20 protein-coding genes and 1 other annotated feature are annotated in these 23,826 nt (G+C 48.8%); of the genes, 14 read left to right on the top strand and 6 right to left on the bottom strand.

The window, feature by feature from the left end:
- Positions 1 to 13 precede the first annotated feature (13 nt).
- From ABGV42_RS18000 to ABGV42_RS17940, 13 genes are all read left to right on the top strand, one after another.
- A complete protein-coding gene (locus tag ABGV42_RS18000; RefSeq protein ID WP_347382860.1) occupies positions 14 to 1,114 on the top strand; it encodes a D-alanine--D-alanine ligase in 1,101 nt (366 codons plus the stop codon).
- Positions 1,115 to 1,175: 61 nt separating this feature from the next.
- Positions 1,176 to 1,499 (top strand): hypothetical protein, encoded by a 324-nt coding sequence (locus ABGV42_RS17995; RefSeq protein WP_347382859.1) that lies wholly within the window; start codon positions 1,176 to 1,178, stop codon positions 1,497 to 1,499.
- A 156-nt stretch (positions 1,500 to 1,655) separates the two neighbouring features.
- Positions 1,656 to 2,657, top strand: coding sequence for a UV DNA damage repair endonuclease UvsE (gene uvsE, locus ABGV42_RS17990; RefSeq protein ID WP_347382858.1), 1,002 nt, complete (start codon positions 1,656 to 1,658; stop codon positions 2,655 to 2,657).
- Positions 2,658 to 2,764: 107 nt separating this feature from the next.
- The gene (locus ABGV42_RS17985; protein ID WP_431523626.1) at positions 2,765 to 3,628 is read left to right on the top strand and encodes an inositol monophosphatase family protein; all 864 of its coding nucleotides are present in this window, start codon (positions 2,765 to 2,767) and stop codon (positions 3,626 to 3,628) included.
- Between the two features lie 228 nt (positions 3,629 to 3,856).
- The gene (locus tag ABGV42_RS17980) at positions 3,857 to 4,123 is read left to right on the top strand and encodes a hypothetical protein (protein ID WP_347382856.1); all 267 of its coding nucleotides are present in this window, start codon (positions 3,857 to 3,859) and stop codon (positions 4,121 to 4,123) included.
- A 223-nt stretch (positions 4,124 to 4,346) separates the two neighbouring features.
- Entirely contained in the window at positions 4,347 to 5,669 is a 1,323-nt protein-coding gene (locus ABGV42_RS17975) for a stalk domain-containing protein (RefSeq protein ID WP_347382855.1), read from the top strand.
- 212 nt (positions 5,670 to 5,881) lie between these two features.
- On the top strand, positions 5,882 to 7,669 hold the full coding sequence (locus ABGV42_RS17970; protein WP_347382854.1) for a cache domain-containing sensor histidine kinase: 1,788 nt from the start codon (positions 5,882 to 5,884) through the stop codon (positions 7,667 to 7,669).
- Positions 7,644 to 9,197: a response regulator transcription factor gene (locus tag ABGV42_RS17965; RefSeq protein WP_347382853.1), complete on the top strand. Its 1,554-nt coding sequence runs from the start codon at positions 7,644 to 7,646 to the stop codon at positions 9,195 to 9,197. Before ABGV42_RS17970 ends, ABGV42_RS17965 begins: the two co-directional genes overlap by 26 nt.
- A 221-nt stretch (positions 9,198 to 9,418) precedes the next feature.
- Positions 9,419 to 10,702 (top strand): ABC transporter substrate-binding protein, encoded by a 1,284-nt coding sequence (locus tag ABGV42_RS17960; RefSeq protein ID WP_347382852.1) that lies wholly within the window; start codon positions 9,419 to 9,421, stop codon positions 10,700 to 10,702.
- Positions 10,703 to 10,841: 139 nt separating this feature from the next.
- On the top strand, positions 10,842 to 11,744 hold the full coding sequence (locus ABGV42_RS17955; RefSeq protein ID WP_175395411.1) for a carbohydrate ABC transporter permease: 903 nt from the start codon (positions 10,842 to 10,844) through the stop codon (positions 11,742 to 11,744).
- Positions 11,745 to 11,746: 2 nt separating this feature from the next.
- Entirely contained in the window at positions 11,747 to 12,586 is an 840-nt protein-coding gene (locus ABGV42_RS17950; RefSeq protein WP_347382851.1) for a carbohydrate ABC transporter permease, read from the top strand.
- 123 nt (positions 12,587 to 12,709) lie between these two features.
- Positions 12,710 to 13,876: a rhamnogalacturonan acetylesterase gene (locus tag ABGV42_RS17945; RefSeq protein ID WP_347383283.1), complete on the top strand. Its 1,167-nt coding sequence runs from the start codon at positions 12,710 to 12,712 to the stop codon at positions 13,874 to 13,876.
- A gap of 171 nt (positions 13,877 to 14,047) precedes the next feature.
- Positions 14,048 to 14,464, top strand: a complete 417-nt coding sequence (locus ABGV42_RS17940; protein WP_347382850.1) for a sensory rhodopsin transducer — start codon at positions 14,048 to 14,050, stop codon at positions 14,462 to 14,464.
- A gap of 65 nt (positions 14,465 to 14,529) precedes the next feature.
- Here the strand turns inward: ABGV42_RS17940 and ABGV42_RS17935 are convergent, their stop codons facing one another.
- From ABGV42_RS17935 to ABGV42_RS17915, 5 genes are all read right to left on the bottom strand, one after another.
- Positions 14,530 to 15,687 carry a Ger(x)C family spore germination protein gene (locus ABGV42_RS17935; RefSeq protein ID WP_347382849.1) on the bottom strand — a complete coding sequence of 386 codons (1,158 nt, stop codon included), beginning with the start codon at positions 15,685 to 15,687 and terminating at the stop codon, positions 14,530 to 14,532.
- Positions 15,684 to 17,153 carry a spore germination protein gene (locus ABGV42_RS17930; RefSeq protein WP_347382848.1) on the bottom strand — a complete coding sequence of 490 codons (1,470 nt, stop codon included), beginning with the start codon at positions 17,151 to 17,153 and terminating at the stop codon, positions 15,684 to 15,686. Before ABGV42_RS17930 ends, ABGV42_RS17935 begins: the two co-directional genes overlap by 4 nt.
- Entirely contained in the window at positions 17,134 to 18,240 is a 1,107-nt protein-coding gene (locus tag ABGV42_RS17925) for a GerAB/ArcD/ProY family transporter (protein WP_347382847.1), read from the bottom strand. Before ABGV42_RS17925 ends, ABGV42_RS17930 begins: the two co-directional genes overlap by 20 nt.
- A 127-nt stretch (positions 18,241 to 18,367) precedes the next feature.
- Complete coding sequence (gene trpS / locus ABGV42_RS17920; RefSeq protein ID WP_347382846.1) at positions 18,368 to 19,363, bottom strand: tryptophan--tRNA ligase; 996 nt, start codon at positions 19,361 to 19,363, stop codon at positions 18,368 to 18,370.
- 159 nt (positions 19,364 to 19,522) lie between these two features.
- Positions 19,523 to 19,850 (bottom strand) — a binding site (T-box leader).
- 27 nt (positions 19,851 to 19,877) lie between these two features.
- Positions 19,878 to 20,813, bottom strand: a complete 936-nt coding sequence (locus ABGV42_RS17915) for a DMT family transporter (protein WP_347382845.1) — start codon at positions 20,811 to 20,813, stop codon at positions 19,878 to 19,880.
- A 166-nt stretch (positions 20,814 to 20,979) separates the two neighbouring features.
- Here ABGV42_RS17915 and ABGV42_RS17910 point away from each other — a divergent pair, with 166 nt between their 5' ends.
- Positions 20,980 to 22,359, top strand: a complete 1,380-nt coding sequence (locus tag ABGV42_RS17910) for a PLP-dependent aminotransferase family protein (RefSeq protein WP_347382844.1) — start codon at positions 20,980 to 20,982, stop codon at positions 22,357 to 22,359.
- 98 nt (positions 22,360 to 22,457) lie between these two features.
- Here the strand turns inward: ABGV42_RS17910 and ABGV42_RS17905 are convergent, their stop codons facing one another.
- A complete protein-coding gene (locus tag ABGV42_RS17905; protein WP_347382843.1) occupies positions 22,458 to 23,783 on the bottom strand; it encodes a glutamate-1-semialdehyde 2,1-aminomutase in 1,326 nt (441 codons plus the stop codon).
- Between the last annotated feature and the right edge of the window lie 43 nt (positions 23,784 to 23,826).

The raw sequence follows: 23,826 nt of genomic DNA, 5'->3' as shown, positions 1-23,826 counted from the left end.
TCGGAGGTAACGCATGAGTATGGATAAATTAACAGTTGGCGTCGTTTACGGCGGAAAATCAGGGGAACACGAAGTATCGCTGCAAACGGCGTTTGCTGTAACGAACGCTTTTGATTATGAGAAATATGAACTGGTTCCTTTCTATATCTCCAAGCAGGGGACATGGAAAAAGGGAGCTGTGATGCACGCGCCATTCGCGCAGATCGAGGACCTGAAGCTGGAGCAGGCAGCGGGCGGAACCCAGGAAGCGCTGAACGCCCTGTTTGCACGTTTGTATGGTGGAGAAGATGCACTGGACGTCATGTTCCCGCTGCTGCACGGTACGTTTGGTGAGGATGGTACGATCCAGGGGATGTTCGAGATGGCGGATATGCCTTATGTGGGTGCAGGTGTACTGGCTTCGGCAGGCGGTATGGACAAAGTGGTTATGAAAAAGCTGTTTGCACAGGCTGGAATCGACCAATGTGCCTTTACTTATTTTAATGCGACCCAGTGGAAGCAGACCGAGCACGACATGATCCTGCAAGTGGAGGAACAGCTGGGCTACCCATGTTTCATCAAACCGGCGAACCTCGGCTCCAGCGTAGGGATTTCCAAAGCACGTAATCGGGATGAACTGAAGACGGCCGTCGAATTTGCACTGCGGTACGATACGAAGGTTGTCATTGAGGAGTTTGTTGAGGCGCGTGAAGTAGAAGTGAGCGTACTTGGTAATGATGAGCCGATGGCTTCGGTGCCAGGAGAAATCGTATCCTCTGGTGAATATTATGACTATGCAGCTAAATATATTGATGGCCAATCACAGATGCTGATTCCCGCTCCGCTGGATCCTGAAGCCGCTGATCGTATCCGTGAGGCAGCCTTGCAGGCATTCCGTGCGATTGAAGGCAACGGTATTTCCCGGGCTGACTTCTTCATTCGCAAATCGGATGGGGCATTGCTTATTAATGAAGTAAACACAATGCCTGGCTTTACGCCGTATAGCATGTATCCATTGCTGTGGCGCGAGACAGGGGTATCGTATGCGGAACTGCTGGATCGCATGATTGAGCTGGCTTTGGAGCGTTATAACCGCAAGCAAGCACTGAACTACGAGAACGGCGTGCAGGCTTAAATTCTAAGTTGGAATCTTCAATTACACATTAACGTAGAAGACTTTACAAGGAGGGATATGGATGGGATTTCAGACTGAATTCAATTCCGTATGCAAATTCAAGAGCGAGCAGGAGCTGTTTGAACTGCTGGAATACGGCCGCGGCAAAATGGTAAAACAGGGCTTCCGAGTCTTTCCGACCGGTCAGAAGGTTATTGCCTATACACCTGACAATGTGGCGGTAGCCATCGTGAAGATCGTTGCCTCCATTGCGGAGATCAACTTCCAAGGGCACGAAGTGACTGAAGTGGAGATGCTGCTCATCCGCAAGCTGGATGAGGAAGAATCCCGCGTTCAGACTAAACTTGCGGACGAGATGTTCTTTGGTGAACAGGCGCAGGGATAAACCGTATTTCATGAATGGGACCATTGAACGACAATTGCACGGCAAGCGATTACGGTCTTTCTTTTAGGGTAAAACTTGGTTATATACAGTGACGGGAAAACCTGACGGCAGCAGATGCCGGACAGGAATTCCGCCCTAACAGAGAGGAAGAACACCATGCTTGTACGTTTTGGTTATGTGGCGATGTCTGTGCTGGTAGAGAATGCGTCTCCTTCCCGCACGATGACCATGGCCAGCTTCAAGAAAATCGATGACAGGGATGCAGCCATTCGCAAGCTGGAACGGATTGCAGCCGAGAATTTGCATAATACGTTACGTTTGCTCAGACATAACAAGGGCAGCCATATTCATGTATACCGCTTCTCCTCCAAATTGATTCCACTGGCAACCCATGAGGATCTGATGGATTGGGATCCATTCCCGGCACTCCAGTCTGATTTTGCTGCTATTGGTGATTTTGTGAAGGAGAATGGAATGCGCGTATCCTTCCATCCGGATCATTTTACCGTCCTAAGCACCCCGCGGGAGGAAGTGCTCCGGAATTCTATGCGTGACCTTCGTCATCATGTTCGGATGCTGGATGCCATGGGTCTGAATGCCACTGCCAAGAACAATATACATATTGGTGGTGCATACGGGGACAAGCCTAGTGCAGCGCTGCGCTTTGAGGAAAATTTTCTGAAGCTTGATCGGGATATCCAGGAACGAATGACACTCGAAAATGATGATAAAACATTCAACGTACCCGAAACGCTGGCCGTATGTCTGCATTTGGGACTGCCGATGGTGCTGGATATTCATCATCAGTGGGTCAATAATGAAGGCGAACAGCCATGGGATTTGTGGCCTGACATATGGAAGACGTGGCAGTCCCCGCTGGCACAGGCAGATTCCCCTGCAGATCGGCCATTGCCGCCGAAAATTCACGTCTCGAGCCCGAAGAGCGAGAAGGATATCCGTGGGCATGCGGATGGCGTTGAGGTGGAGCCGCTGCTATCCTTTTTGCGCCATATCGCTGCAGATACGCCGGAACTTGATGTCATGATTGAGGCTAAGCGCAAGGATGAAGCACTGGTGCAGCTCATGCAGAAGCTGGCATTTTACCACGAAGAAGGCGTGGAATGGGTGGACGAGTCTACCGTCATTATCCATCCCTAGAGCCAAAAGGGGCCTGGGCAGCAAGAAACTTTACAACCTGTGAGGCGTATACTTTTAACAAGTATTTTAACTTTTCGTAGATTGATATAGAAAGTAGAGTGAACGCTTTGAATGAGAAGGAAAAAACACCTTATGTCGTGACAAGCAAAAGCTATACTGCCGTTGCCATTAATGCGGCGTCCAAGGCGGGTGAATGGATCAAGAGCCGTCTCGGTACCATAGGAGAACCCGGAACTAAATATTCTCCGCAGGATCTTGTAACCGAAGTGGATAAAGGAGCGGAGCAGATGATCCGCCGCCTGATTTTAACCCACTTTCCCGACCATGTCATTCTTGGTGAAGAGGGTGTTGAACCGGGACCGGAAGCTTCTGCGAAAGCACTGAAAGAGGCACAGGAAGAGGAATTCCTCTGGATCGTGGACCCAGTGGACGGAACAACGAATTTTGTCCACGGATTTCCATTTTATTCGGTTTCCATCGCCTTGGCTCATCATGGTGAAGTCATTGTAGGGGTCATTTACGATCCTTCCAGAGACGAACTGTTTGTAGCTGAAAAAGGAAAAGGAGCTTACGTCCACGGAAACCGGATGGCTGTGTCGGATGAACAGGGGCTGGGTCAGAGCCTGGTTGCAGTGGGCTTCCCGGCAGATACAACCTATGCCCTGCCAGTCAATATGGCGGCTGTACAGGCCCTTGCACCGCAAGTACGAAGCCTGCGTGCAGGTGGGTCGGCAGCCTTGCATTTGGCGTATGTTGCTGCGGGTCGCCTCAGTGCATACACCGAAGTAGGACTGAAACCGTGGGATATTGCGGCAGGGGCACTGCTCGTTGAGGAATCCGGCGGCAAGGTAACCGATACAATCGGTACACCTTATCAGTTGTCGGTCAGTCATGTGGTTGCCACGAACGGCAAAATTCATGATGTCTTGACAGATGTACTCAAGGAAGCCAAAGCAACCGGCCTGGAGTGAGTTTATTAATTTCTTAATGGATTGAACAAACTTATATTGTACATGAACGAGGGGCAGAAAAAATCTGGAGAAGCGAAGCGTTCGCCTTTATCCTCGAATTTTTCCCTTTGAAAAGTAAACAAGAAAATTTGGGGATAACAGCGATCGGAAGATTGTTCAGACCATCGAAGTTTAGGTGCAATAGTATTTGCTCGTGCATTATGAACTTAATTAAAGGAGCGATGAACGATGGATGAATCCAAGGAACTGGAACGACGTTTGAGTGAAATGCTGACTGAAGGGGAGATGGAAGAGTCCGGCGACGCGAACAAGCGTGAACGCCAGCTGATTCCTCCCAAATATGAGGTGCGCATTCAGACGGAACGGGACCCGATTGTCGAAGAGACGTTGATGTACCGAAATATGGCCCGTGAAGTGGACGATCGTTATGATCGTTATCTGGAGCGTTCTGCGGAGAAGAAAAACGAAGCAGAACCTGAAAGAAAAGACCACTAATCTACACGGTTGTAACAAGCATACAAAGGGCTAGGAGTATAGGTTAACAGACTTCCCATAGAAGGGAAGTCTGTTATTTTGTGAGCAAGCCGGAGTCCTGCGACATGGCTACTTTTTAATGATAGAATAGAAATAGATGAACGTCTGCTACCGGAGACGAACCTGTGTAATAAAGTTCAAGTTATCATTTTATAGATGTGAGAAAAAGGGAGTGTTACCACGAATGAAGCGTACACGTACATGGAACAACACGTCGGCAGCATTGACAGCATGCATGTTGGCGGGAATGATGCTGTTTGCATCAACGGCACAGCCAGCACAAGCCGCCGATAACAGCACCAGCACATTACCTGCTGGTACAACCTCGGCAGCTGCCTCTTCAAAAAAGGATGCTGCAGCCGTAACGAAGGAATTCCGGATTGTCACCTTGGGAGATTCCATCACGGTAGGATACGAGCCAAATGCAAAGGGCTTGCCTTATGGTTATGTAGAGCGCTTGCAGGAGCAAGGTTTGCTCCACGGCCGTACTCAGGTGGATAACTACGGTATTGCCGGATTGAAGAGTATTGGCTTGAAGAATTTTACCTCTGCAATAAACGAGGGCAAAACTCTGACTTCTGACGCGATCCAGCCAAGTCTGCCAGATCCAAGAGCAGGACAGATGGGGGCCAATATTGCTGCAATCCGTGAAAGCGTAGCGGGTGCTGATCTCATCGCGATTACCATTGGGGGCAATGATGTATCGGAACTGCTTGGTACAGCCAATAACCTAAGTGATTCGGAATTGGAAGCCAAGGTAAAGGAACTGCTGGAAACGTATACTGTAAATGTTAACGAAGTGATTAATAATATTTACGCAATGAATCCCGAAGCCAAGATTGTCATTGCCGACCAGTACCAGCCTATGCCTGAAGTAGCGGGTAAAGCATTGTATGTCAAACTCATGGAAGCATCAAAGGGTTTTACGGCGACGATTGACGGCATTGCATCCCAATTCACCGCTCAGGGTATGGATGTAAAAGTGGCACATGTAGCCAAGGAGTTTGTCGGCGGCGAGGGAACCATGACACATATGATCAAGGATCGCGATTTTCACCCGAACCAGTTTGGTTACGAAGCCATCGCCAAGGTTTTTGCAGAAACGATCTGGGGCGATTATACAAAACTGACCGCGCCTGCAGCAGGTGAACCGATGAACATCATCGTTAGCGGCAAAACGCTGAACACACCGTATAAACCAATCATCCGTAGTGGGAAAAACTTTGTGGCCATTCAGGATATCGTGAATGCTGTAGGTGCTACCACCGTCTGGGACAATAAAACCTCAACGGCAACCATTACATACGGAGACCGTAAAGTAGCCGTGAAGATCGGTGCCAGTGCGGTTCAGGTTAATGGAGCATCCGTTGTAATTGATACACCAGCGTTCCTGAACAAGGTGGGCAAAGAGTCCAAAACGTATGTACCACTGGCCATGGTAGCCGAAGGTCTCGGCTTTGATGTGCAGTATGTAGCGAAGTTGAAAACAGTATTCGTTAATCCATAAGCAGCAACGTGTAATGATTCTATTCGAGAAGCCAGGTTGATCTGACAATCAATCTGGCTTCTTTTTTCACGGTGTCTTCGAATAGCACCCTATATGTTGAATAATTATGACTTGTCATCTGCCCATGGATGTGTAAATATGAAAATAACTTACAGTAGAACGAGACTCTCACACCTGCCTGCACCCTTCGCGGGGCCAAAGGAGCGCTTTGGATGAGAAAAATTAAGAACGCTTTCACATCGCTGCCGATCCATCACAAAACCATTCTTCTCATCGGATTTTTGATGCTGATCAGTTTCACGTTTTATGTATCTGTCCTGGGATATGTGTTCAAAATCTATGATCGCCAAATCTATGAAAAGTCGTCCCAGGTACTGAACATGTCTTCCGTGGGCATTGAGAATCAACTGCGCGAAATTGCCAATCTTTCCTTCAAGGTCATGTCGGATGAACCGCTCCAGCAGTATCTCTTGCAGTTGGATAAGGCGGAATCGGGATACGAGAAAAACGGCCTGCTCAAAAAAATAACCAACAGGCTTGTTGCATACGCAGGGTCAGAGAAGTACGTCTATTCCATGATTTTTATCGATAATGATAATAACGTTATGGCTGCGGGGAACCGGGAGGGAATATCGGAGTCCATGCAGGCGGAACTGGTTGCACTTGGACAGCAATATTCAGGATCCAATGCATGGTATACGAGCGGAGATCAGCAAGCGAGGCTCATATCCGTAAGGCAGGTCAAGTCTTTCACGGGTGGAGCCTTCACCTTGGAGAAGCTGGGAACACTGATTATCCGTGTACGGCTGGATCGCATTGTTCAGGATCAGATGCAGCATCCCGCAGAGGACTCACAGCTTCTGATTACCGATGGACGTGAAGTCATCTATCCCACCCAATCGTCAGTTAGTGATTCCGAGTTGGAATCGGAATTGAAGCGTACCCAGCCTTACGGGATTGCGATGTTCGAACAGGGAAGGAATTTTGTCGCCCGTGCGCATTCATCCTATACGGATTGGGTGTACCTTTACATGACGCCGTTTGACCAGATGTTCAAGCAGATTCAATTTGTCAAACAATTAGTGACTGTCATTTTCTTTATGATTTTGCTGGTCGCACTTGTGTTTGGTGCCAAGCTGTCCCGCAGTATTACACAGCCGATCGCCCAGTTGATCAAGAAGATGCGCAATATTGAAAAGGGGGATCTGGATAAGTTGGAGGAGGCGGCTCTGGGCAGTGTTCCGGTATCTTCCCAAAACGAAGTTGGGCTTCTGCATCGCACATTCAAGATGATGCTGCAGCGAATCAGGGAACTGATTGACGAGAATTATGCGAAGCAGCTGGTCATTCGAGAAACGGAATTGAAAGCGCTTCAGGCACAAATTAATCCGCATTTCCTCTATAACACGCTGGAGTCCATTAACTGGCTGGCCAAAGTGCAGAAGCAGCGGCAAATTTCCGAAATGGTCGAGGCACTCGGCTTCTTGCTGCGCAGTTCAGTAAATATGTCCGAGAAGTGGATCACGCTGGAGAGGGAGCTGGATATCGTCCGCAGTTATGTGACCATTCAGCGCACACGATTTGAGGAAAGGCTTAATTTTGATATGGATATTGCTCCTGAGGTGGGGAATGCACGCCTTCCAAAGCTAACGTTACAGCCTTTGGTGGAGAATGCCATTCACTATGCACTCGAACCAAGTATAGACCCGTGTAAAATTCGGATTCGAGCCAGAGCAGAAGATGACAAGATTATCATTGAAGTAGAGGATGACGGACCGGGCATGACCCCTGAGTTTCTGGTGCAGCTGCAGGAAGGACGAATTCAGACGAGAGGACAAGGCATAGGTTTATCCAACATCCAGGAACGGATCAGACTGACCTTCGGTGATGAGGGCAGCATGATCATGAGCAGCAATCCCGGTGCCGGGACCGTAGTATCGATCAGAATACCTTGGATCAGAGAGGACGATGACGATGTACAAAGTGATGCTCGTAGATGACGAACGTGTGATTTTGGAGGGAATCTCCCAAGTGGTGGACTGGGCAGCAGCCGGTACAGAACTGGTGGACACCGCCAGAAATGGGATTGAGGCATTGGACAAAATCGGTCATTCCAGACCTGATATTATCATCACGGATATATCCATGCCGGGTTTGGACGGACTGGGGCTTATAGAAAAGGCATCTGAAGCTTACCCTGGACTTCGGTTTATCATGCTGTCCGGCTACAAAGAGTTTGAATATGCCCGCCGGGCCATGCAATACGGTGTAAAGCATTACTTGCTAAAGCCCTGCAATGAAAATCAGATTCATGATGCCCTGTCGGAATTGCTTCAGGAGCAGCAGGATGCACAAGTGAAAGAGCATGTGGCTGGGGAGATGAAGCAGCGACTGCAGCGAGTGCTTCCCCATGTAAAAGAACAATTTTTGCTCGAGTTCATGACCAATCGTACGTATGGACCGGTCGATTTGGAGTATTATCAGGAACTGTTCGATCTGAAACTCGAAGCCAATCAAGTTCGCCTGTTATTGTTCCACATCTCGGACGAACATGACTACAGCCATTTATTTGCCATCAAGAACATTGCCAGCGATCTGCTGCCATATGTCCTATTAAGTACTACCATTGAAGGCAAGCTGCTGATTCTGCTGGAGGATTCGGCGGATTCCGCAGACTTAAGGGAGCGAATTGAGGAAGTGAGAGCAGCTTTTACCAGGCTCTATAAATTACAAGTGACGGCTGCACTTAGCGAAGCGGACCACATGGTCCAGTCACGGCGTCTGTATCGTGAGGCGCAACAATGTCTGAACCATCGCTTTTTCATCGGAGAAGGCAAATTAATCACGAAGAATGACGTGGCCATTGCCGGGGAATGTGAAGGCGTCCATGCCGAGCAGGATGCCGAACAATTGTGCCAACTGATTAAGTCGGGTAATAGCGAGGAGGCCAGTGCCGAAGTTGACCGTCTGTTTGAGCGCTTATCCGGACAGCAGCTTGATATTGAGGTAACCCGATCCTATGTCGTTCAGCTCTATTCGGCCATGATTCATGTTTGTCCGCCTGAAGAGGCAACAGAGTTTACTCAGCGGATGGCAGAGCTTCCCCACATGGATACTTTGTCTGAACTGAAGTCATTCGTCGCCAACAGTACGGCCAATCTGACCTCCGGTTATTATAAAAATCATATAAGCCGCCAGTCTTCCGCCGTGGAGAAGATGATGGATATTGTAGATAAACACTATGGCGAAGCTGATCTTTCACTGAACGGTGTTGCCCATCAGATGTTATATATGAATCCGGATTACCTGGGCAAAATTTTTAAAAAAGTGACAGGAGAAAACTTCTCCAACTACGTGAATCGCCTGCGCATTGAGCGTGCATGTGAGCACATTCGCCGGGGCGGGGATGTAAAGGTATTCGAGCTTGCAGAACTGTTTGGTTTCGGAGGCAATTCGCAATATTTCAGTCAGGTGTTCAAAAAGTGGACCGGGATGACACCGACAGAGTACCGAAGATCCGGCATATAACAATTGGCTAACGCTCTCTTGGCCAATGTATGAGGGGGACGAACAACACCGTGATGGTGGATGTTGTCCTCCTCTGTTTTTTGAACCAACAAGACGGATTTGTGTATTCAACTCTGGTCGTATATTTGCGAAAATGACATTATCAAGTTTGTGAAAGCGTTATCAGAAAAAGGAGATAACCCATTCACATTACCATATCCACACAAAAAGGGGAGATTGGCATGGTGAAAAAGGCAATATTCCTGATGATGGCTGTTCTGCTGGTATTTACGGCGGCATGCAGCTCTGAAGGAGAATCCGGAGGTACATCCGCAGATGGCTCGGTTACACTGCGTATCGCGTGGTGGGGCTCGGATGCACGTCATGAATACACGCAGAAGGTCATTGATCTGTACAAAGAGAAAAACCCGAACGTCAAGATTGATGTCGAATACGCCTCTTTTGATGACTACTGGAAAAAGCTCGCTCCACAAGCTGCAGCGAATCAGTTGCCTGACATTGTTCAGATGGATATTTCCTACATCAGCCAATATGCACAGAATGGTCAGCTGGAGGATCTGGCGCCATACCTTGGCAACCAGATCAAGGTGGATGATGTTTCCGAAAACGTCATCAGCACGGGTGTAATCAACGGCAAACAATATGGTGTACCTGCCGGGGTTAACGTACTCGGCTTCCATTATGACCCGGCTCTGCTCAAAAAGGCAGGAGTAGATACGTTCCCTGAAAACCTGACTTGGGAGTCATATGAAGCGTTGGGTAAACAAACCGCAGAGAAAGGTCTGTTTTTGGATGGCGGGGTAGCCCCGGATATCTTCTTCCATTACTTCCTGCGGACCAAAGGCTTGTCCCTCTACAATGCTGAAGGTACAGGTCTTGGATATGACGATGATAAACTGTTTGTCGAATTTTTCGGATTAATGCGTCGAATGATTGAGCAAGGTGCGGCACCTACACCGGATCTGGCTAACCAGACTAAGGGCATTATCGAGGAATCGGATCTGGTCAAGGGCAAAGGTATCGGTATCTGGCAATGGTCCAACCAGTTTGTAGCCGTACAGCAAGTAGCTAACCGTCCATTGGAGTTTGCTCCTATGCCTGGGCCGGACATGGAGAAGGGTCTTTACATGCAGCCAAGTATGTACTGGGCAGTAACTTCAAACTCGAAAGTGAAAGAAGAAGCAGCCAAATTCATCGATTTCTGGGTGAATGACGTGGAAGCCAACAAGCTGATCAAGGGTGAGCGCGGTGTGCCGATCTCCGGCGCAATCAAGGAAGCTATTGCTCCTGAACTGAGCGAACCAACGAAACAGGTATTTGATTTCGTAGCGGCCATGGAGCCAAAAGCTTCACCAATGAGCCCTCCGCCACCAGTCGGTTCACCTGAGGTCATTGCATCTCTGGCGGATACCGTCGAGGAACTGAACTTTGGCAGAATCACACCGGAACAGGCAGCAGAGACATTCCGTAAAAACGCCGAAGCCGTTCTGGCCAATAATAAATAACAGTTGAATGATTGCTTGCTCATCCCAACACCGGGATAGCGGGGAATGGGCTGCTCGCTTATCGCGAGGGCCTTTCCCCGTCCAATTGTTAACAGCCGGTTTGTGGAAGTAAGCAGATCAATAAAGGAGGTTCCTTCCGTTGAGGCAGTATTCGTCGTTGCGCAGAAACCTGACCGGGTATGCATTTATTAGTCCTTTTATTATCGGCTTTTTGGGCTTTACGTTGATCCCGATGTTTGTCTCCCTATATATGTCGTTTACGAGTTATAACCTGTTCACTTCCCCGCGATGGATTGGGATGGACAACTACACCAAAATGTTTTTTGAGGATCCGAAGTATTGGAACTCAGTTAAGGTAACGTTCCTGTATGTATTCATTGGTGTACCGCTTAGACTGGTCTTTGCACTCTTCGTCGCCATGATCCTGAATACCGGTTCCCGTATGGTCGGAACATATCGTACCTTGTACTATCTGCCATCCATTATCGGTGGTAGCGTGGCTGTGTCGATCATGTGGCGTAACCTTTTCAGTAATGAAGGAGTTATCAACAGTGCTTTGACGGCGATCGGAATCGGGCCTATCAGTTGGTTCGGTGATCCGGATGCATCTCTAGTTATGCTAATCTCGCTGTCGGTTTGGCAGTTCGGTTCCTCCATGTTGATCTTCCTCGCAGGTCTTAAAAATATCTCCCCCGAGATGTACGAGGCAGCAGGCGTGGATGGTGCAAACCCGGTACGCAAGTTTTTTAGCATTACATTGCCTTTGCTTAGCCCAATCATCCTGTTCAATCTGATCATGCAAACGATCGGCGCATTCATGACCTTCGTACCTGCGTACATCATCTCCAAAGGAGAGGGTGGTCCAATGGATGGTACGATGCTCTACTCGCTGTACCTGTTCCGTCAGGCCTTTATGTTTAACAATATGGGTTATGCTTCGGCAATGGCCTGGATCATGCTTATCATGATCGGCATACTCACAGTAGCCGTGTTCCTGACATCCAAGTTCTGGGTGTTCTATGAATCTGAAGGAGGGAAGTAACGATGGTTTGGAAAAATGTAAAGTGGCCGATTTATCATCTGTTCGTTGCAGCGCTAGCCCTCCTGATGCTTTATCCGGTGCTTTGGATGTTGTTCAGTTCATTCAAGGAGAGCCGCACCATCTTCGTTACTGCGGAGTCCCTTTTCCCTACGGAATGGATCTGGAGCAACTATGTGGATGGGTGGAAAGGCGCGGGTGGAAGACCGTTTATGGATTACATCACCAATTCACTCGTGATCGTAGTCATCTCCACCATTGGTGCTGTGTTATCCTCGTCGCTTATTGCCTTCGGTTTTGCCAGACTTAACTTCAGAGGCCGCAGCTTCTGGTTCTCCCTGATGATGCTGACTCTGATGCTGCCGCATGACGTCGTATTGGTTCCACAATACATTATCTTTACGAAGCTGGGCTGGTTGAATACGATTCTCCCTATTGTTGTACCTACATTCTTCGGAATGCCATTCTTCATCTTCCTGATGGTGCAGTTCATTCGTACGATTCCGAAAGAGCTGGATGAAGCGGCGACCATTGATGGATGTAACAAATTCAGATTGTACATTCAGATTATCATGCCGCTGATTAAGTCCTCGCTGGCGACTGCCGCAATCTTCTCCTTCTACTGGAGATGGGAGGACCTGCTGGGACCGGTACTATATCTGAACTCACCAGATAAATATACGGTATCGATGGCGCTCAAAATGTTCCTGGATAGCGAGTCTGCCTCCAACTGGGGAGCGATGTTCGCCATGTCCATTGTCAGTCTCGTTCCGGTCGTGGCCGTATTTTTCATTTTCCAGAAACAGATTGTACAGGGTATGAGCACCAGCGGACTGAAAGGATAAAACCTTAATCACTTTGACTGGATTATCTATTCTTCCGAAAAACCGAACAGGAGGTTGTTCCTATTGGATAAAGCTCTGGGTAGTCAAGTCGCTGCCCCCGAGGCAGCGGCCCGCTATGAAGAGATCGTTACGCACTGGAAATTCGACTTCGGTCCGGGTACGGGGGTTGAAGGGTACCGAAAAGTGTCAGCCAATAGCATCTACGGGGATACGATCGGTTACGGATTTGAGCCGGATTCCCTTGTTTATGAGAAACAGCGATTTGGTGAAATAGAAGATCTGGACATCGTACAGCAAAATCAGGAGTATTTGGGGCAGGCCAATGTGTCTGCCCGATTGCGTTCAAGCTTCTGTATTCCACTCAAGGCATCGTTTATCGTTGATGTGCCGGACGGCACTTATCAGGTACTGCTCATTGCTGGAGATGAACTGGCTGAGACGGTCACTAGAGTCAAGGCTGGTGAAGGCAGATTGGTGCTGCCAACGATCCGTACGCTACCGGGACAATGCGCCGAGGTCAGATTCTCGGTTGTGGTAAGAGGCGGAAGGCTTCGTCTGTCTTTCTCCGGTCCAGCTCCACGGATCAACGCCTTGGAGATTACGCTCGCCAATCAGACGATGACCGTATTTCTTGCGGGAGATTCCACGGTAACGGATCAGCCGGAGAGTGGATATCCATACTGTGGCTGGGGACAGCTGCTGCCGGCTCAATTCAAGCATGATGTTGCCGTTGATAATCACGCCCAGTCAGGACGGAGCTCGCGCAGCTTCATCAATGAAGGCCGATTGGATGCGATCATGAAGCATATCAAGCCCGATGACTTCTTGTTCATTCAATTCGGACATAATGATGAGAAACCGGACCCGGAGCGGGGAACGGAACCATTCACAACCTATAAGGAATATTTGAAAAAGTATATCGATGCAGCCCGCGAAGCCGGAGCTCGTCCGGTGCTGGTGACACCCGTGCATCGGCGCTTTTTTGCGGACGACGGCACGCTGAACGACACGCATGGTGATTACATTATTGCCGTGCGGGAGCTGGCACAAGAGGAAGATGTTCCGCTGATCGATCTTGCTGAACGTAGCCGTATTCTGTTCGAGCAGGCGGGGATCGAAGGCACCAAGGAAGATTTTATGTGGGTGCTTCCGGGTGAATATCTGAACTTCCCGGCAGGCGTGGAGGATAACACGCACTTTCAGGAACGCGGCGGACGGCGTCTTGCCGCGCAGGTAGCGGAAGCTATCCGTGAGCTCAGGCTGCAGCCGCTGCAAATGTATTTAAGGTAGTTGAGGAGGCGCTGAAGAGAAGAACCCGCGTTCCGAACAGGGATCTCCCTTGCTAGAAGAGAAGATGGAAGGAAGCCGGGACGTTCAGCGTTTGAAGCAAGACGCATCTGTTAAAGTGTTAGGCGCAGCCCTCTGGGCAGTTAAACATCATTCATAGAGGAGGATCACCTAATGGCAAGAGAGCATACTGAAACAGACCGTTTGGCAAAGAGTGAGACAGCAGTGGCTACAGGTCACACCTACTGGGTTATTCCAGACGGTTACATACCACCAGATAGTCGGGGCGCCCTGGAGAGTCATGAGAGCATCTGTGTTCTGAATACCGGTCAGGACGATGCTGAACTTGATATAACGATCTTCTTTGAAGACAGGGAGCCGATCGAGAACATTGAAGCGAGCGTACCGGGAAGAAGGACCAGACATATCCGGACGGCATCACTTCATTCCGGAGATCAGTTCATCCCTTCAGGTGTGCCGTATGCCATCACGGTTTCCAGTAATGTCCCTGTCATTATCCAGTACAGTCGTTTGGATACCACGCAGCCTGAGCTGGCACTCATGAGTGTCATGGCTTTTCCACTGACTTAAACCTTAATGCCAAGACGACCAGCAACCTTGCATCTACTGCAGGTGGCTGGTCGTTTTTATGTGCATTACTCCGTGTATTTGTATGTGCTGGCATTGAGGATTTTTACATGAACGTTCACTTTTCCAAGTTTGAATCGTTTAATCGGATCCGCTCGGTGCTGAACCTCCTTTTTCCACAATGCGAGGTCATGACGATATAGATGTTCCACAAAACCATAGGAATCGATCTGGCGTGATTTGTTTTTTTCAAACGTAGTACGGATGGCAGACTCGATCTGTTTCTCGGCTGCTTCCTCCATCGTTTGGGGAGACTGGTGAGAGACGTGTTCTTCAACGATGATGCCTTTTACCGAAGTAGACAGGTCGAAGGTGACCCCGCTGCCTTCCGTCCTTGCTGAAATTTTGGTATGCGGGTCATGGAGCCTCAGAGTCAGATCAGGCAATTTCCCCCCACTCTTGTATACGTACAACGGATACTGGTAGACATGATCGTAATTTACGAATCGAGTACCATCTGCGTCTTCACCTGACACCTTGCCTTGGTTTTTGCCGTTTGAAATGACGAAAAATCCATCGGTTTTAACTAAAGGGGGATTCTCATCCCCATTGAACCAGGTTTGATTTTTGTTAGTGATTGATGGCAATAGGATGACCGAAGCAGGCTCACGAAACCCGTCAAGAAGTTGATGAAGGCGGATGGGTTCAAAGGCAGAGAACTGCTTGTATAGTTTGATCGGTTCGAATAGCTCAATGGTTTGCGTAGATTGATTTAACAAGGCAGAGGGAGCAAGAACATCGGGTATGCTTTGTTCCGTACCGTAAATCCAAGGTGTATATCTCAGCTCACCGGAATGCAGCAGCGTATTGAAAATATCCTCGAGCCGATCGTTAAGGGCTTTTTTCGATAAAACAATAGCTTTAACATGGGTCCATAGGGTTTGCTGCTGTGAAGTCTGATAGAGGTCGTTAATCGCCATGCTAAGTGTTGTGCCTTCGCCTCGCCCAATCCAAATATCGCTTGCTTGCCGTGAAGTTGGCCCCTCTTGCTTGGCAATACTGGAAAAATCGATCAGTTGGGCATAAGCGATATACTTGTCATCCTCATAATCGATCCCTATACCCGTAATAAAGTTAATGCTCTGAACCTCTTTGGAATCCCAGCACCCCGTCAGTATGATCAGACAACTCATAAGCAAAAGGCCCATGGAAAGCCATCTGTTCAAGGCCGTTTCCTCCGACGCGTGGAATCCTGAGTATGGAGTGCGGCCGGGCGCTTGGTTCTTTTCATGGATGGCTGCATGGATATGGCCTGGGTAAAGTCACCGGGAATATAGGGAGAGACGGGGGACAAATAGGACACGCCATAACACTCCAAGGAAACGAGATGTACCAGCACGGCAAATAGCCCAAGCATGAAACCGAACAATCCAAGGAGGGAAGACAGGACAAGCATCCCGATTCGAACTTGGGCTGTGGCCCCACTCAGTACCGTATTCACCAAAATGTAGCTGGAAATGACCGAGATGGCCACGGACACAATGATGGTGGGGGAAGTAATTCCGGCACGAATAGCAGCATCACCGATGATGAGCCCACCAACGACACTGACGGTCTGGCCCAATGCACGTGGAAGCCTGCGGCCTGCTTCATTGAATAATTCAAACATGAAGATCATCAGAAATGCCTCTAGTGTCACTGGTAAGGGTAAGCCCATACGTGTTCCGGCAATCGTTGCAAGAAGAGGTAGAGGGATTTGCTCTACATTAAAACTGGTCAGACCGATATAGAAGGCCGGAAAAAAACAGGCAATAAGCAAACCTGAAATCCTCAAAATCCGTTCAAACGTCACAATAAAAAAAGGCGTACTCTCATCTTCCGGTGACTTTAACTGATTGAAGAGCGTAGTTGGTGCAATGATGGCTACGGGTGAGCCCTCGATTAGAACAGCAAAACGCCCATTTAAGAGTGAACTCACGACATAATCGGGTCGTTCTGTATTATCCGTGAGAGGGAAGATACTACGGATGCCTCCCATAATCGAACGTTCCATAACAGAAGTGCCGAGAATGCCATCAATTTCAATCTTGTCAAGGTTCTGGCGAGCTTCTTTTAGAATCTCCGGATTAATGATGTCTTTAACATACAACAGGCCAATGGCAGTCTGCGTACGACCACCTTTTACGTATTTTTCAAAGCACATCGAAGAGGTTTTCATCCGTTTGCGGATGAGTGCGATATTAACGCTCAGCTCCTCGGTGAATCCATCTCGGGGTCCTTTTACGGAGGACTCGATAGCTGATTCCTCAGGGTTTCTGCCTGGAATGCTTGCAATATCCAAACTGCAGGACTGATTTCCATTTCCGAAAATGAGCAGCAATTGTCCACTGAAAATCAACAGATTTAAATTTTCCGTATCTGTAAGGTCTTTCACCGGATTTAATGTTAAGCCCAATTCTTTGGGGTGGAAATTCTCCTCGAGCAGGGTATGATCCTCCAGCCGGGGGATAATAAACTGATTGAGTTGTTTGCCATCGACTAAGCCGTCGCAATAGAGCATAATGACCGACATATCCGTTTCATCTTTGGCAGGAAAAGTCTGAATAACGACATCCGCACAGGGATTAAATTGTTCTTTCAAAGAGGCAAGCAGTGTTTCATGGGACGTGATGTCAATCGTTGGGTGCTCCATGATGTTTCCTCCTCTGATGGCGTGAACTGATGAATGCAACGGTAGTTACAATAATGGCTAATCCACTTAGATAGATGAGATTAAACGGGAATACATATTGGACAAGCAGCTTTTCGAATGTCATATCGTCCAGACGGTACACCATGGAGAGGATGAAGAAAACGGCGATTGAAATAAACGTGATGATCCTTCTGGAGGTGCTCTTAATATTCCAAATTTCTACCACAATATACATGGCAAGACTTATTCGGGTAAATGAGCCGGCGAGCCACTGATAGATGGAGAAGAAATCGGTCTGTGCAATGTATTTGCCCAAGGAGGCAATTCTCCATTCCTCAAAAGCAGGATAACGCATTTTGGCAGCCTCAAAAGGATTAAATTCTACGATAGCCCCCACAAGTGGGCCAAGTGTCAATCCAAGAATAATAAAAGCAAGCATAACGTACTGCCATACACGTATCCGCTTCGACAGATGGGGCTGTATATACCAAATGAACAGCAGCTCAAACATGCCTGCGAGGCTGTACACCATACCGTGAAGAACGGGACGCCAGCCATGTTCAAGAACGGGGAGCAGACGGCTGTAATCCTTGTATTGAGTATTTACGATTGCGACATAGAAGCCAAGCAGCACAACGAGAGGCAGAACGAGTCCTGCTGTAAATGCGAGCGAACGAATGCCTTTATAGGCCGCATAGGCACAGAGCGACATAAGAGCAATGCTTGTTGCCAATATGGGTGTCTCCGTCAGATAACTGGTTTTAGCCCAGGTGGTGGTATCGTGCAGGGTGAAATAGATGACGGACAAGAAAAAGAGGCTGTTTCCGATCCGGAAGAGCAAGCCCAGGGGTTTTCCCAGATGGGAAGTCAGCCATTCATGTAAGGTTTGATGCTGAAGAAAACGAGAGACGTAGGCAAGCATGAGCGCAAACACCAGATAGGGTCCTGCCGATAACAGGACAGAAATCCAGGAGTCCCTTTTAACCGCACTTAATAAGGCAGGAATGATCAGGACGTGGCTGATTAGGCCAACAGATAACATAATTAACATCATGGCTTGCAAAAAAGAAGGTTGTCTAGGTTTCATGCTGAGGGGTCCCCTTTTCGCGATAGACTATCCTCAGCAGTGTTAACGTGATTTGTGTGCTTCATACAGGCAAGCGAGTGTTATGTTGAAGTATCCCTTCCTCTCATTCTGGCTTTTTCCTTAAACTTTAAAGGTCAAAATAACGAATCCCCATCGCTTCTCGTACTTCCAGCATCGTTTCCCGCGCGACTTTACGTGCCTGACGGGTTCCCTCAACGAGAATTTCTTTCACCTCGTTTTCCCGCTGCTCATAATCATTTCGCCGTTCACGGAAGGGCGCAAGCAAATCGTTAATCGCAGTGCCAGCAAGACGCTTGCAATCTCTGCATCCGATGGAACCTTGGCTGCAGCTGGCATGAATCTCTTCGGCGTGCTCCTTCCGGAATAACTGATGATATGCAAATACCGGACAGATGTCGGGGTGGCCTGGGTCGGTACGATGGATGCGTGCAGGATCGGTCTTGGCCTTGGTCAGTTTGGCATGTATGTCATCATGACTCGCATTTAATGAGATGGTGTTGCCCATGCTTTTGCTCATTTTGCCGATACCATCGAGTCCGCCGAGCCTCTCTCCAGTCAAAATGCGAGGTTCAGGCAGAACCGGAGCGTATAGCTCATTGAATCTCCGGACCAGTTTGCGTGCAGTCTCGATATGCGGAATCTGGTCTTCGCCTGCTGGAACGAGCGTCGCTTTGCAGAATGCGATATCTGCAGCCTGACTGACCGGATAGCCCAAGAAGCCGTAGTATAGATCCGTATATCCGCGGTCACGCGCCTCCGTCTTGATGGTTGGGTTATGCCGAAGCGTGTTCACGGTGACAAACATGGAGAAGATCACCGTTAATTCCGCGATCTCCGGAATCATGGATTGGATGAACAGCGTAGCTTGGTTCGGATCAATACCTACAGCGAGATAATCGAGAGTCACTTGATAAACACTGTCTGCAATCAACCCTGGCTGATCGTAGTGAGTGGTCAACGCCTGCACATCCGCCAGTAAAATATATGTTTTGTATTCTTTCTGCAATTGCACCCGGCTGCGCAGGCTGCCCACGTAATGGCCGAGATGAAGCTGTCCTGTTGTTCGGTCTCCAGTTAAAATAACATCCTTGTTCATATTCATGGTTCATTCTCCTTTGATATTGTAATGGTTCGAGCATTCTAATCTGCTGACGCCACCAGCCATCTTCCACGACCATCACCCCCTTTCAGCCTGTTACAGTGTTAGGTATTCAAATAAAAAAGCCTCGTCCTTCATCCTGCTCCACGTGAGGGAACAGAATAGAAGGACGAAGCTTTTGCTTCGCGGTGCCACCTTAATTGGCCGCTGGTTGCGGCCCGCTTTGAGGGATACGGATCAAGGCTGCGGGTACTCGGTGAGAAAACCAAGGAGAGTCGGCCGATGTCGTTGATCGATATCCTGTCCATGGGTAACGGCTGAACATGCCACCTTGCCTACTTACAGCTCCGAACCCCGAGTGCAGGATACAGACCGTGTTCAGCTCGGAACTCCGAAGCCCATTTCCATACGACCAGTGCACCGGCTTCCACCATCCGCCGGCTCTCTGGAGCACCATATCGTATGTACTTCTCTTCATCATCGTTGATAACGTCCATTTACAATTTTTAACATTGTATCATGCTTTGACTTCACTGACCAGCCTGTGTTTTCTGCCACTCATATTGGTTCCAAGCACCCCGGCAATAATCAGGATTGCACCGACAAAATGGTATCCACTGACCGGTTCATGCAAAATCCAGGCGCCGCCTGCAATGGAAATCAAGGTGGACAAGTTGCTGAATACGCTCATCTTGGAAGCTTCCAGATGGGTTAACGCGTAACTGGATAGCAGAGTCGAAATCATGGTGGAGAGGATGGCCAGATAGGCCAGTGCTCCAAGGTAAGATGCATCCCCAAGAGGTGTTACATAATCGCTAATCGTACCATTGGATAAATGACGGATGACTGCAGAGGAGTTAAAAACAATACAGCCAACCATTAGGGTAACCCAGGTTAATTCCATCGGTTTGTACTTCTGGGTGAGCGGTCTGGCAAGCACGCCATACCCTGCAAAACAAACGGTGGAGAGCAGCAGCAGGGCAACTCCCTTGAAATTGCCTGAAGTCATTCCGCTGCCTTTCATCACGAAGATGAAGACCACTCCGGCAACAGATAGAAGCAGAAACAGCTTTTGCAGCACAGAGGTCCGTTCTTTCAAGAATATCGAAGCAAGAATAAGGGTGAAGACAGGGGCCATGGCCTGGATGATTCCAGCTTCAGATGAATTGGATGATACAAGTCCAAATGCCTGAAAGGCAAAAAACAAAACCGGAGAGAGCAGGCCAAGCGGTATGATCCGCCACAGATCCCCCAGTGTGAGCCGGATTTTGATCCATCCCAGGACGACCGGAATGCTGACGACGAGAAGGGATAGGGCAAACCGGTGTGCAAGCACATCTATAGGATGCGCCACTTGGACGGTCATTTTGACAAACAGAAAAGATAAACCGATGATAGCCGCGTACATTACGGCTGCGGTATAGGCATAGGCCCGATGACGTGTCTTGTTCATTATGTTTCCTCCAATAGGCTGTTTACTGAGTCGGACTGGGCAAGTATTCGGTTGTTGCCATATGCTGTAAGGTCCTTATTCAATATACTGTCAGTTCTGTCGTGGTACAATATAGAAAAGCATGGATTGTACCGGTACAGTTATGTGGGGAGGACGGGTTATTTTTATGAAAAAATATGAAATAATTGCGGAGTCGCTGCAGCAATGGATACAGGAACAGCTGCAGCAGCGGGGTCATCAACAGTGGGTTGACAAGGGAATTAAACTTCCGGCGGTACGTGTGCTGGCTGAACAACATCAGTGCAGTGTAAGCACGGCGATTCGTGCCTATGAATGGCTGGAGCAGCGGCATCTCGTGTATGCTGTTCCACAATCGGGTTATTACGCTGTACAGAATGGAGTAGGTGCAGAAGACGTCGACTGGAAGGGACCGCTGGATTTTGCCTCTGCTGCCCCCGACCCCCGGGTATTTCCGTATTCCGATTTTCGTCATTGCGTCGATCAGGCGATGGAGAACAATCAGGCGGAGTTGTTTTTATATGGTACGGAGCAAGGATTGCCATCCCTGATCCATTTGTTACAAAGGCAATTTGCTGATTATCAGGTGTTTGCCCGTGCAGAACAATTCTTTATTACATCCGGCGTGCAGCAGGCGCTTGCTGTACTCGCCTTGATGGCTTTTCCGAATGGAAAGAAACGGGTTCTGGTTGAGCTTCCCAGCTATCATCTTATGCATTCCCTGCTGGAAGGTCTGAATGTACCGATTGCCGGGGTAAGACGTACGCTGGAAGGTCTCGACTGGGAGACGCTGGAACGGCAATTTGGTGAAGGCGATATTAAATTCTTTTACGTCATGCCGCGTTTTCACAATCCGCTGGGGACGTCGATGACCGTTGCCGAGAAGAAGAGATTAATTAGGCTGGCAAAACGATACGATGTGTACTTGGTGGAGGACGACTACTTGGCCGATCTGGAGGAAAATACGAAGCAGGATCCACTATTTTCTTACGATACGGAAGGCAGGGTTATCTATTTAAAAAGTTACTCCAAAATTCTGTTTCCCGGCCTGCGCATTGGTGTAGCGGTCCTTCCCACTGCTCTTGCCTCTTCATTCGGGGGGCACAAAAAAATGCTGGATATCGACACCTCTGTGCTGTCTCAAGCTGCACTCGAGGTCTATATCCGCAATGGCATGTTTGCTCATCACGGCAAAGTCATTCGCAGCCGTTATGCAGCCCGAATGCAGAAGGTTCATAAGCAGCTGGCTGTTTATCCGGATTTTAGTCCATTTACCGATGCACCGCGTACAGGTGGAGAGCATACGGTGCTGCCATTGGCTGGAAATATGCCACTTGGCGTATTGTTATCCCGGTTGGAAGAACGCGGAGTTATTGCGGGTACAACCGAGCGTTACTATCCTGAGGGAACGCAGCAGGATAAAATGCTGAGGCTGAATATATCTAATGTGCCGAAGCAGCGGATTGAAGAGGGGATGCGAATCATACGTGAGGAGGTATTGAAGCTGCAAACCGGAAACATGAAGTGATTTTTTTTGCAGCCCTAGATACAAAAGGCGTACAGCCAAGCTGAATATTCAGCCTGGTTGCACGCCTTATCTGTAACGCTAGATATCTTAGCTTAGGACTATTCTTGAGCCATAGCCTTGAAAGAGGCTTCAGCCGCTTCCAGTGTTGCTTGCACATCCTCATCTGTATGGGCCGTAGTCAGGAACCACGCTTCATACTTCGATGGAGCCAGATTGATACCGCGGTTCAGCATATGCCGGAAGAAGGAGGCAAACTGTTCCCCGTCTGTATCTTGAGCCTGATCATAATTCGTTACCGGGTGATCGCAGAAGTGTGTGGAGAAGGCACCACGAATCCGGTTAATGGTTAGGGCGATACCGTGACGATCGGCAGAAGCCTGCAGACCTGATGTCAGATCAATGGCCAGTCGTTCCATTTCTTCGTATACGCCTTCGCCCTGAAGGACTTCCAGACAAGCGATACCTGCAGAGATGGAAGCAGGATTACCGGCCATTGTTCCGGCTTGGTAGGCCGGTCCGAGCGGAGCAACCTGTTCCATGACATGCTTGCGTCCGCCATAAGCTCCAATTGGCAATCCGCCACCGATGATTTTGCCGAGAGCAGTCAGATCCGGTTCGATCTCGGCATGATTGGCAAGGTCGGCGTATGTTTGCGTAGAACCATAGTGGAAACGGAAAGCCGTAATGACTTCGTCATAAATAACGAGCGAACCGTTGGCACGTGTCATGGCACACAGTCCTTCCAGGAAGCCAGGCTCTGGCATAACCATGCCGAAGTTGCCGACAATCGGCTCCACCATTACCGCTGCAACATCATCACCCCAGCGCTCTAGGGCATCTTTCAGGCCATCCAGGTCATTGTAAGGAACCGTGATAACTTCATGTGCGATGCTGGTTGGAATACCTGCACTATCCGGAATCCCGAGTGTGGAAGGGCCTGAACCTGCAGCGACCAGCACCAGATCGGAGTGACCGTGGTAACATCCGGCAAACTTCACGATTTTATTGCGTTTGGTATAGGCGCGCGCCACGCGGATGGTGGTCATTACTGCCTCGGTACCGGAGTTGACGAAACGTACCTTATCCATGGAAGGAATGGCTTCCTTCAGCATTTTGGCAAGCTTGATTTCAAGCTCGGTTGGTGTACCGTATAACACACCGTTCGCTGCGGCTTCACTAATGGCCTGGGTAATATGAGGATGAGCGTGTCCAGTTACAATGGGTCCGTACGCTGCCAGATAATCGATGTAACGGTTGTCGTCAACATCCCAGAAATGGGCACCTTGCGCCTTTTTCATAAAAACGGGTGCGCCGCCGCCAACAGCTTTGAAGGAGCGAGAGGGACTGTTTACGCCGCCTACAATATGCTCAAGGGCCTCTTTATATAAGGATTCGGATTGGGGACGAGATGAAAATGAGTTCATGGCATTACTTCCTTTCGGCTATATAGTTTCTTGCAAGTTTTTC

The sequence above is a fragment of the Paenibacillus pabuli genome (assembly GCF_039831995.1).
GTDB classification, from domain to species: domain Bacteria; phylum Bacillota; class Bacilli; order Paenibacillales; family Paenibacillaceae; genus Paenibacillus; species Paenibacillus pabuli_C.
This window is presented reverse-complemented; position numbering and strand designations above follow the sequence as displayed.